This window comes from Nocardia sp. NPDC004722 (assembly GCF_053601505.1).
Window position 1 is genome coordinate 1 of sequence record NZ_JBSGBY010000252.1, and the last position, 11,441, is coordinate 11,441.

Genomic DNA, 11,441 nt, shown 5'->3' on the forward strand with positions numbered 1-11,441 from the left:
CAAGGCCATGCGCCCGCGTCAGTGGGTCAAGAACGTGCTGGTGCTGGCCGCGCCGCTGGCCGCCGGCAAGACCGCCGCGGGCGACCTGGTGATCACCGACCTGACGGTGCTCTGGCACGTGGCCATCGCCTTCGTGGTGTTCTGCCTGGCCGCCTCGGGCATCTACCTGGTCAACGACGCCCTCGATGTCGAGGCCGACCGGGCGCACCCGACCAAGCGGTTCCGGCCGATCGCCGCCGGTGTGGTGCCGGTGAACCTGGCCTACGGCCTGTCGGTGGTGCTGCTCGCCGGTTCGATTCTGTTGTCGTTCATCGCGAACTGGCATCTGGCCGTGGTGATGGCGGTCTACATCGGCATCCAGCTGGCCTACTGCTTCGGCCTCAAGCACCAGGCCGTGCTCGACATCTGCATCGTGTCCTCGGGCTTCCTGCTGCGCGCGGTCGCGGGTGGCGTGTCCTCGGATATCCGGCTGTCCCAGTGGTTCCTGCTGATCATGGCCTTCGGTTCGCTGTTCATGGCGACCGGAAAGCGCTACGCCGAGTTGAAGATCGCGCTCGACACCGGCGCCAAGATCCGCAAGTCGCTGGAGTACTACACGCCGACCTACCTGCGTTTCGTGTGGACCCTGTCCGCCACCGCGGTGGTCGTGTTCTACGGTCTGTGGGCATTCGAGCAGGACAAGACCAAGGACACCATCTGGTTCGCCATCTCGATGATCCCGTTCACCATCGCCATCATGCGATACGCGGTGGATGTCGATCGCGGCGAAGCGGGTGAGCCCGAAGAGATCGCCCTGGGGGACCGCGTCCTCCAGTTCCTCGCAATCGCCTTGATCGGAGCGGTAGGTGTCGCTGTCTATCTCACCTGACGTGGTAGAGGGAGAAGAGCGAGAGGTGGGCGCGCCGACGGCACAATTGCCGCTCGGTCGCGCCCGTCGGCGTGCGGACGATGGCCCGCGCGGCTTCTCGCGACTATCCCGCGCCACGTTCCTCGGTGGGATCGTGCTGACCGCGACGCTGTTCGCGGCCGGTGCGTGGCAGCGCCGCTGGATCGCCGACGACGGCCTGATCGTGCTGCGCACGGTCCGAAACCTGATGGCGGGCAACGGTCCGGTCTTCAATGCGGGCGAGCGCGTCGAGGCCAACACCTCGACGGCGTGGACCTTCATCGTCTATTTCTTCAGCTGGCTGACCCAGGCGCGGCTCGAGTACGTGGTGCTCGGCATCGCGCTCACACTCTCGGTGCTGGCCATCGTGTTCGCCATGCTCGGCTCCGCGCGGCTGTGGGGCGGAACGCGTTCCGCGCTGCTGGTGCCCGCGGGAGTGCTGGTCTACATCGCGCTGCCGCCCGCCCGCGATTACGCCACTTCCGGGCTGGAGTCGTGCCTGGTCATCTTCTGGCTCGCGGTGCTCTGGTGGGGCATGGTGCGCTGGAGTCAGGCCGAAAAAGTCCGCCCCGCGGCCTTTTTCGCGTTGGTCTTCTTCGCCGGGTTGGCTCCGCTCATCCGACCGGAGATGACGCTGGTCGGCGCGCTCGCGCTGGCCATGCTGTTCTGCGCGCCGGTGCCGGATACCCGCCTGCGCCCCTGGATGTTCCGGGTGCTGGTGGTGGCGGTGGCCGGGCTGGTGCCGATCGCGTACCAGATCTGGCGGATGGGCTACTACGGTCTGCCCTACCCGAACACCGCGGTGGCCAAGGACGCCGGCGGCGCGAAATGGCATCAGGGCTTCATCTACCTGTGGGATCTCGTCGGCCCGTACTGGCTGTGGCTGCCGCTGCTGATCCTGCTGATCGCCGGGCTGGTGCTGGCGCGGCAGCGGCGCGCGGACGGGGCCGACGGTCGCCACGTGGTCGCGGAGGAATCGCCGAAGTCGGGTCTGCGCGGGCGGATTCACCGCTTCAGCGTCTGGCTGCGCACCCCGGCGGCCGTCGTGACCCTCATGCTCGCCAGCGGCGTGGTGCTGACCGTCTACGAGATCCGCGTCGGCGGCGACTTCATGCACGGCCGCATGCTGCTGCCGCAGCTGTTCTGCCTGACCCTGCCGGTGGCGGTACTGCCGATCCGGCTGCCGAAGCGGACCGGGGAGTCCGGAATGCGCGGCCTGGATTGGGCTTTCGTCGTCGTGGTCGCGGCCTTCGCGGGCACGGCGGTCTGGGCGCTGTTCGCGGCCAATACCACCGCCATCACCGCGGGCACCAAGATCCGCGCCAACGGCATTGTGGACGAGCGCATCTACTACGTGCTCAATACCGGACACGACCACCCGATCCGGGCCGAGGACTACCTGGACTACCCGCGCATCCGCGCCATGGTCCGGGACATCGCCAATTCGCCGGACGGTGCGCTGCTGCTCAACTCGCCGTCGTTCATGAACTGGTACCTGGTGCCCGCGCCGGTGCCGGACGGCAACAAAGAGCACGTGGTGTTCTTCCTGAATCTCGGCATGACCAGCATGAACGTGCCGCTGGACGTGCGGGTCATCGATCAGATGGGCCTGGCGTATCCGCTTGCGTCGCATACCGATCGGCTGACCGACGGCCGCATCGGCCACGACAAGAACCTCTACCCGGACTGGGTCGTGGTGGACACCGGCATGGTGGACCGGCACCCGTGGATGCCGTGGTTCCTGGACGAGAAGTGGTCGGACGAGGCGCGCACCGCGCTGTCCTGCCCGGACACCCAGGCGCTGCTGGCCTCCTCGCGGGCGCCGCTGACCTTCGATCGCTGGCGGCACAATCTGATGCAGGCGTTCACCTTCGCCAAGTATCGGATCGATCGGGTGCCGAAGTACGAGATCCAGCGGTGCAATCTGGTGGATCCGACTCTGCCACCGCCGCCCGCGCCGCCGAAGTAAGCGGCCCGAAGTACGCACGGCGAAAACCCCGCATCCATACCGGATGCGGGGTTTTCTCTTATGTGCGAGGGGGTTTGACCGAAACGTCACGGTCGGGACGCGAGATGTGAGAGGCTATCTCGATTTGGTAACACCCCGGCGTGGGTTTCGCGATAAGCTCCGCGAGTACTCCCGTCGCCGACCCAGAAATCCGCTGTGCGGCAACGGTTGTCGCAATACGATTCCGGGCGGGTAGCAGGGAGGCCCGGGGCGCACAGATGGAAGGCCGAATATGCGGGGCGTGACGGTTAAGGGCGGGGCGCGCAGCTGGTTGCGCAAGACGGTGCTGGGCGTCGCCCTGGCAACCATGGTGCCGCTGGGGGTTTCGGTCCTGGGAACGACACCGGCGCAGGCCGCCTACAGCCCGGACGGCATGGACTTCTACGTCGACTCCGTGATGGGGCCGATCAAGAACCGCGTCTTCCGCGCCGCCGACGGTAATACCAACCGGGTGGTCTACGCGCTGGACGGGGAACGCGCGCGTGACGACCTCAACGGCTGGGAGATCAATACCGATGTCGCGCATGCCCTGACGGCCGCCAATATCAATGTCGTCATGCCGATCGGCGGCCAGTCCAGCTGGTACGCCGACTGGAACTCGCCGAGCACCTTCCTCGGCCTGCCCGCGGGCACCGCCTCGCAGCAGTCCGGATCCGGTATCACGCAGGCGCTTTCGGGCGGCCCGGGCAAGTCCTACACCTACAAGTGGGAAACGTACCTGAGCCAGGAACTGCCCAACGCGCTACGAGATCGCCTGAGCTTCAGCTCGAGTCGCAACGGCATCTTCGGGCTGTCCATGAGCGGCGGCTCCGCGTTCATGCTGGCGGCCTTCCATCCGAATCAGTTCTCCTACGCCGGTTCGATGTCCGGTGCGCTGGATCTGTCGCTGCCCGGCATGCGCGATGCCATCCGGGTGGCCATGGTGGACGCGGGCGGCTACAACGTCGACGCGCTGGCGGGCGCCAAAGATCTGAAGTGGCAGCACCTGGATCCCTTCCAGTTCGCGCCCAAACTGAAGGCCAACGGCACCCACCTGTTCATCTCGGCGGGCAGCGGCCTGCCGGGCTCGGTCGGCGATATCAACGCCACCGTCATTCAGGCCATGGGCATCGAGGCGGTGTCGCTGGTGGGCACCAAGGCTTTCCAGGCGCGCTGGGCCGCGCTCGGCGGCGGCAATATCGTCACCGACTATCCGGCCATCGGCGTGCACAACTGGAAGAACTGGGAGGGCGAGATGGGCCGGATGATTCCGGACCTCTCCAACAACATCGGGTGATCCTTCCTTGGCCGATGCCTAGACTTTGCTGAGAGTTGGCGCGCGCCTTGATCATTCACCGCGAGTGGTAGGGGATGCTGAAGGCGCGCAGTGAGGTTCGTGCAGTTTGGAGTGATAGCTGTTGAGTATGGGTCCACGGGGGTGGAATTCGACTCCGGAGTCGCATCCAGGCGCTGATCTGCGCCACATTCCGGTCCGAGGGTGGCGCTCGTCACTTTCGTCACGATCGGATAACACCCCGTTTGCCCATTCGCGATAGGGTCGCCGAGACCTCTGCCGGAGTCACGAGCACACGGCGAGACCGAACGACAGGAAAGGCCGGACAAATCAATGCGAGGCGATAGACGTCAGAGATCCCGCGGGTGGCTCAAGAACTCCGTGGTCGGATTGGCTCTGGCGATTGCACTGCCGTTCGGGGTGTCGGCGGTCGGCGTCGGAACCGCGAACGCGGCACTGGATCCCAGCGGATTCGACTTCTACGTCGATTCGGCCTCCATGGGCCCGGTCAAGTCGCGCGTCTTCCGCGCGGCCGACGGGAACACCTCCCGCGTCGTCTATGCCCTCGACGGCATGCGCGCCGGGCAGGACCTGAGCGGCTGGGAGATCAACACCGACATCACCCACGCGCTGACCGCGGCGAACATCAACGTGGTCATGCCGATCGGCGGCCAGTCCAGCTTCTACGCCGACTGGAACGCGCCCAGCAGCATCCTCGGTGAAGGTGGCGGCAGCGGTTCGGCCGGTTCCTCCTCGCTGTCCTCCTCCGGCTCGGCCTCGGGTTCGTCCTCGGGCTCGGGCGCCTTCCAGCTGCTCGGCGGCGGCCCCGGCAAGAGCTACCGCTACACCTGGGAGACCTTCCTGTCCCAGGACCTGCCCAACGCGCTCAACGCGCGCCTGGGCTTCAGCAAGACCCGCAACGGCATCTTCGGCCTGTCCATGGGCGGCTCCGGCGCGCTGACGCTGGCCGCCTACCACCCGGACCAGTTCAGCTTCGCCGGTTCGTACTCCGGCTACCTGAACATCTCCGCCCCGGGCATGCGCGAGGCCATCCGCATCGCGATGATCGACGCCGGCGGCTACAACGTGGACTCGATGGCCCCGCCGTGGGGGCCGCAGTGGCTGCACATGGACCCGTTCGTGTTCGCGCCGCGGCTGAAGGACGCCAACACCCGCCTGTGGATCTCCGCCGCGAGCGCGATCCCGGGTGCCGGTGACGTCACCGGCATCATGCCGGTCATCCAGGGCGTGCCCCTGGAGGCCCTGGCCCTGGTGAACACCCGCGCCTTCCAGGCCCGGATGCTCTCCATCGGCGCCAACAACGTGACCTACGACTTCCCGGCCACCGGTGTCCACAACTGGAACAACTGGAACGCCGAGGTCTACCGCATGATCCCGGACCTCTCGAACAACATCGGGTAAGCACAACTCTCGTGAGCTTTCAGGGGCTTCGCCCCTGAAACCCCTCGAGCCTCCGGGGCTGCGGCCCTGGACCCTTTCAACCCAAAGCCCCCCGCCCGTAAGGGCGGGGGGCTTTGTTTTTTCAGCTGCGGATTCGCAAACGATCCATGATCGTTCGCGACTCGCCGCGCTGAGCACACGGGACACGCCCAGCTGGACATCCGATACTTCTTCGGTAGCGAAGATGAGTTCTGCGTGATCAGTGTTCTGCTCAAACCGAGAAGGGCTGGGTCGATGCGGGTTCGAGGCTTCACACGGAAGGTCATGGGCGTCGCCGCTGCCGCCCTGCTGATGCCACTCGGGGTGGCGGTGATCGAATCGCCACCGGCGGCCGCGGCATTCGATCCCGCGATCTTCGACTTCTGGGTCGACTCCCCGGTCATGGGGCCGATCAAGACCCGAATCCTGCGTGCTCGCGACGGCAATACCCAGCGGGTCGCGTACGTGCTCGACGGGCAGCGGGCGCAGGAGGACCTGAACGGCTGGGAGATCAATACCAATGTGCCGCAGGTGCTGGCCGACTGGAACATCAATGTGGTGATGCCGGTCGGCGGCCAGTCCAGCTTCTACGCGGACTGGGATGCGCCGAGCTCGTTCTTCGGGGTGCCGGCGGGCACCGGATCGGCGGCCTACGGCACCGGTTCGGGTGCGACCGAGGCGATGGGCGGCGGCCCGGGCAAGAGCTACCGCTACGCCTGGGAGGACTTCATCACCAACCATCTGCGCTGGGAACTGCAGAATCGCCTGGGCTTCAACCCCAATCGCAACGGCATCTTCGGCCTGTCCATGGGCGGCAGTGCGGCCCTGACGCTGGCCGCCTACCACCCCGACTTCTTCAGCTACGCCGGTTCGTACTCCGGGTACCTGAACATCTCCGCACCCGGCATGCGCGAGGCCATCCGGGTCGCCATGCTCGACGCGGGCGGATACAACGTGGACAGCATGGCTCCGCCCTGGGGGCCGAGCTGGCTGCGGATGGACCCGTTCGTCTTCGCGCCCACCCTCATCGGGAACAACACCCGGGTGTGGGTCTCGGCGGGTAGCGGTGCGCCCATGCCCGAGGATCTGAACATTCCGCTCGGGGCCGCGGCCGACCGCCTGATCCGCGGCGCGCCGCTGGAAGCCTTGGCATTGGCCAACTCTCGCGCTTTCCAGGTCCGCATGCTCACGCTGGGCGCGCAGAACGTCGTCTACGACTTCCCGCCCGACGGTCTGCACGCCTGGACCAACTGGGCCAATGACGCGTACCGCATGATCCCGGACATGTCCGCGAATATCGGATAGGCCGGACGAATCGAGGGCCGTCATCCAGGGGATGGCGGCCATCGACGTTTCGCATCACGTTTTGGTCGCGTGAGGTGTTTTGACAGCCGTCGGCTCCGAACTGCGGCTTAAGAAGAGTCAGCGGCAACAGCTTCTGCATTTCGGCGGTGGTCAATGGTGACCACACTCGTGAAAGGCGAGTCGATGCGGTCTGTTCGAGTGCTTCGGGGTGCGCTGCGGCGATCCCTGGCGGGATTCGCGGTGGCAGTTGCCGTTTCACTGTCCGGGACGATCGCGGCGGGAACAGCGCATGCCGCATTCGATCCGGGCGGCTACGACTTCTGGGTCGATTCCAGCATGGGCCCGATCAAATCGCGCATCTTCCGCGCCCAGGACGGCAATACCCAGCGTGTGGTGTACGCGCTGGATGGATTGCGCGCCCGCAACGACCTTTCCGGCTGGGAGATCGACACCGATATCGAGCGCGTGCTGACCGCGTGGAACATCAATGTGGTGATGCCGGTCGGCGGCCAGTCGAGCTTCTATTCGGACTGGGTCGCGCCGAGCAACTTCAACGGCCAGACCGTCCCGTATGCCTGGGAGACCTTCCTGACCCGGGACCTGCGCAATGCGCTGGCCGCCCGGCTGGGCTTCAATCCGCGCGGGAACGGCGTGTTCGGCCTGTCCATGGGCGGCAGCGCCGCACTGGTGCTGGCGGCCTATCATCCGGACCAGTTCCGTTATGCCGGATCGTATTCCGGGTATTTGAATATTTCCGCGCCCGGTATGCGCGAGGGCCTGCGCGCCGCGCTGCTGGATGCCGGCGGATACAACATCGACGCCATGTGGGGACCGCCGTGGAGCGAATTGTGGCTGCGCAACGATCCGTTCGTATTCGCACCCCGGCTGCGGGACAACGGCACCCGGCTGTGGATCTCGAGCGGTAACGGGCTGCCCGGTCAGCGGGATGTCGTGCGCAGCCCCCTGGACGCGTACAACGTCGGAAATGCGATGGGCCTGGAGGCGATAGCCCTCGCGAATACCCGGTCCTTCCAGGTTCGACTGGACTCGCTGGGTGTGAACAATGCGGTCTTCGACTTCACCTCCGACGGTGTGCACAACTGGCCGTACTGGGCTGACCAGGTCTACAAGATGCTGCCGGACCTGAGCGCCAACCTCGGTTGAGCGATTCCGCCAAGAGGGGTGCGGCGTAAGGGTTTTCCACGTTGCCGCGACATCACGAAGGATTCGCGATATGGTCACCGCACCATTACGGTCATATGCGATGGTGTGAATCCCCTAACCATTGAGCATGACCTTGCCAACCGCTCGGAGCGTCGAATACCCTCCAGCGAGCGCAAGTGTGACCAACCCGTGGTAGCGCTTCGCTCGCAGAGAAGAGTCGGGATTCCCTGCGAGTGCTGATCGCGTATGTCCACGCATGGCTTCGTCATGCCCGCGTGCGCGATTGACAACTTAAGACACCGCAGTAGCGCAGTGCTGCGGTAGAGAAGGAGCAGTATCCATGCGTTTCGGCAGGTCCGCCGTGCCGGGAGTATCGCGACGCCGTGCGCAGAGTGGTTGGCGCACACGGTTCGTCGCCGCCACCGTCACCGCGGCGGCGCTCGCAGTCCCGACCGCTTCACTGGCCGCCCCGTCCATCGCCTCGGCCGCCCCGGCGTTCGGCATCGCGCATCGTGGTGCCCCGGGCAGCTTCGAAGAGCTGATGGTTCCCTCGAGCATGGGCCCGATCAAGGTTCAGGTGCAGTGGGCCAAGAACGGCGGCAGCTCCGCGGTCTACATGCTCGACGGCATGCGCGCCCAGGACGATCACAGCGCGTGGGCCAACGCCAACGAGGGTGACGCCCCCGGCATCTTCGCCAATGACGACGTGAACGTCATCATGCCGGTCGGTGGCCAGTCCAGCTTTTACGCCGACTGGGTCTCGCCGTCCAACACCAACGGTCAGAAGTTCACCTACAAGTGGGAGACCTTCCTGACCAAGGAACTCCCGGATTTCCTTGCCGGATACGGGGTCGCGCGCAACAACGTCGCGATCGCGGGCCTGTCCATGGGTGGCTCCGCCGCCCTGATGATGGCCGCCTACCACCGCGACATGTTCAAGCAGGCCACCTCGATGTCGGGCTACCTGAACCTGTCCGCGCCGGGCATGCGTGAGGCCATCCGCATCGCCATGCTGGACGCGGGTCGCTACAACGTGGATTCCATGGCCGCGCCGTGGAGCCCGGCCTGGCTGCGCATGGACCCGTTCGTGTTCGCGCCGCAGCTCAAGAACCTGCCGATGTTCATCTCCGCGGGTAGCGGCATCCCCGGCCGGTACGACGGCGTCGGCTCCTTCGGCGACGCGTTCAACACCGGCAACGCCGTTGCGCTGGAAGCGCTCTCGATGGTGAACACCCGTGCCTTCCAGGCGCGGCTGGGTCAGATCAGTGTTCCGGCCCAGTTCGACTTCGAGGTGACCGGCACCCACAAGTGGGGCTACTGGCACGACGAGCTGATCAAGGCTCGCCCACAGATGCTGAGCGCCCTCGGTCTCGCGTGATTCCATAACGCGAACTCATAGCTCGAAAGCATGAACCGGCCACCCTACGGGGTGGCCGGTTCTTTTATGCCTCCCCATGATTCGCCGCAACGGGGTAGAAAACGTATGTGACAGCTGTGGCAATTGGTAGATGGGGGAGAGGCGGCCGCAGAGTGCTGGTCGCGCTCGCGGTAGCCACGACGGCCGTGCTGACGGTGGGGACGGCGTACGCGGAGCCGGGCGCGGCGCCGCCGACGGGGGATCCGGCCAAGCCCACCAAGCCGGAGATTCGAAATGTGGTGTGGCTGAGCAACAGACGGGTGGCGCTGTGGGTGGACTCACCCGCCATGGGCACCCAGATCCAGGTCCAGCTGCTGCTGGCCCGGGACTGGAACACCAAGCCGGACGCCAAATTCCCGGCCCTGTTCATGCTCGACGGCCTGCGCGCCACCGACGATCAGAGCGGTTGGACGAAAGACGCTGGGGCCGAGGCCTTCTACGCCGACAAGAACGTCACCGTGGTGCTGCCGGTGGGCGGCGCGGCGAGCTTCTACTCCGACTGGAAGCAGCCCGACAACGGCAAGACCTACAAGTGGGAAACCTTCCTCACCAGAGAATTACCGCCGCTGCTCGATCGGGATTGGCGGACCACCAATGTGCGCGGCGTGGCGGGACTGTCCATGGGCGGCACCGCGGCCATGACGCTGGCGGGCCGCAATCCCGGCTTCGCGCGCTACGCGGCCTCCTTCTCCGGCATGCTCACACTCACGACTCTCGGTATGCCGCAGGCGGTCGCGTACGCGATGCGGGACGCGGGCGGCTACCACGCCGACGCCATGTACGGCTCGCCCACAGACGGGGAGTGGGAGGCGCACGATCCCTACGCGCTGGCCGAAAAACTGAAGGGCCTCAGCCTGTATGTGTCCAGCGGCAGCGGACTCGCGGGCGTCTACGACCTGCCCGCCGGCATCCCGGGCGTCAGTACCAACTGGTCGGGCATGGCGTTGGAGGTGTTGTCCCGCTTCTCTTCTCAGCAGTTCGTGGCCAAGCTGAACAAGCTGAGCATTCCGGTGCAGGTCAACTACCGGGCATCCGGCACGCACTCGTGGCCCTACTGGGATTTCGAGATGCGGCAGTCCTGGCCGCAGGCGGCGTCCGCGCTGGGCGTGGAGGCGGCCAAGCCCGACTGCGCCTCGGCGGGCGCGATTCTGCCTGTGGCACTGGCGAAGTCGTGGCTGGATGACTGCCTGACCGCCGAGTATCCGTTGGCCGGCGGTGCGGCACAGGACTTCCGGGGCGGCCGGGTGCTGTGGTCGGCGGCCGGAGGCGCGCACGCGGTGGGCGGCATGATCGGCGGCGCGTACGAGGGCGCGTCGGGACCCGCTGGGGCACTCGGCTTTCCCACCTCCGACGAAACGCCCATACAGGGCGGGATGCAGCAGGCGTTCCAGCACGGCACCATCGTCTTCCGCGACGGCAAGGCCGAGATACACGCCACCTGAACCGGATACCCGCCGGTTACCTCCGGGCCGACTGTAGAGTGCACCGTTGTCCGTGACTCCCGTCACGTCGGTGTGCTTCCCCCTGCGGTTCAGGAGATCGATCTCTATGGCAGTACAGGGCGCCTCGTCATGCCCGCAGAACGGTTCGACTCGGAAGATCAAGCGTGCCAAATACCGGCGAACGCCGGGCTGGCGACGCGCGCTCGCGGCCGCCGCGGCCGTGCTGGCCCTCCCCGCGCTGGCCGGGCCCGCGCTCGCCGTGCCCGCGCATCCGGTGCATCGCGCCACCCCCGAGGGCGGGTTCGAGGAACTGCTGGTGCCCTCGAGCATGGGCCCGGTCAAGGTGCAGGTGCAGTGGGCCCGCCACGGCGGTGACGCCGCGCTGTACCTGCTCGACGGCCTGCGCGCCCGCGACGACTTCAACGCCTGGACCTTCGAGACCAACGCCCTGCGCCAGTTCGCCGAGGACAACGTCACCCTCGTGATGCCGGTCGGCGGCCAGTCCA

The 11,441-nt window shown here is 66.4% G+C and carries 7 protein-coding genes and 2 pseudogenes; all 9 read left to right on the forward strand.

Going from position 1 to position 11,441, the window contains the following annotated elements; genetic code table 11:
- The coding region (locus tag ACWELQ_RS23625) for a decaprenyl-phosphate phosphoribosyltransferase (protein WP_452399223.1) at positions 1-868 on the forward strand (868 nt) is incomplete at its 5' end.
- A gap of 46 nt (positions 869-914) precedes the next feature.
- Positions 915-2,855, forward strand: a complete 1,941-nt coding sequence (zomB, locus tag ACWELQ_RS23630; protein ID WP_452399229.1) for a flagellar motor control protein ZomB — start codon at positions 915-917, stop codon at positions 2,853-2,855.
- Between the two features lie 271 nt (positions 2,856-3,126).
- Positions 3,127-4,170: an alpha/beta hydrolase gene (locus ACWELQ_RS23635; protein WP_452399224.1), complete on the forward strand. Its 1,044-nt coding sequence runs from the start codon at positions 3,127-3,129 to the stop codon at positions 4,168-4,170.
- A gap of 330 nt (positions 4,171-4,500) precedes the next feature.
- Positions 4,501-5,589, forward strand: a complete 1,089-nt coding sequence (locus ACWELQ_RS23640) for an alpha/beta hydrolase (RefSeq protein WP_452399225.1) — start codon at positions 4,501-4,503, stop codon at positions 5,587-5,589.
- Positions 5,590-5,892: 303 nt separating this feature from the next.
- Positions 5,893-6,912, forward strand: coding sequence for an alpha/beta hydrolase (locus ACWELQ_RS23645; protein ID WP_452399226.1), 1,020 nt, complete (start codon positions 5,893-5,895; stop codon positions 6,910-6,912).
- 183 nt (positions 6,913-7,095) lie between these two features.
- Positions 7,096-8,076 carry an alpha/beta hydrolase gene (locus tag ACWELQ_RS23650; RefSeq protein WP_452399227.1) on the forward strand — a complete coding sequence of 327 codons (981 nt, stop codon included), beginning with the start codon at positions 7,096-7,098 and terminating at the stop codon, positions 8,074-8,076.
- 340 nt (positions 8,077-8,416) lie between these two features.
- Positions 8,417-9,454 (forward strand): alpha/beta hydrolase, encoded by a 1,038-nt coding sequence (locus ACWELQ_RS23655; protein ID WP_452399228.1) that lies wholly within the window; start codon positions 8,417-8,419, stop codon positions 9,452-9,454.
- Between the two features lie 107 nt (positions 9,455-9,561).
- A pseudogene (locus ACWELQ_RS23660) lies at positions 9,562-10,896 on the forward strand (alpha/beta hydrolase-fold protein); the annotation flags it as partial.
- Between the two features lie 196 nt (positions 10,897-11,092).
- Positions 11,093-11,441, forward strand: a pseudogene (locus ACWELQ_RS23665) (esterase family protein); the annotation flags it as partial.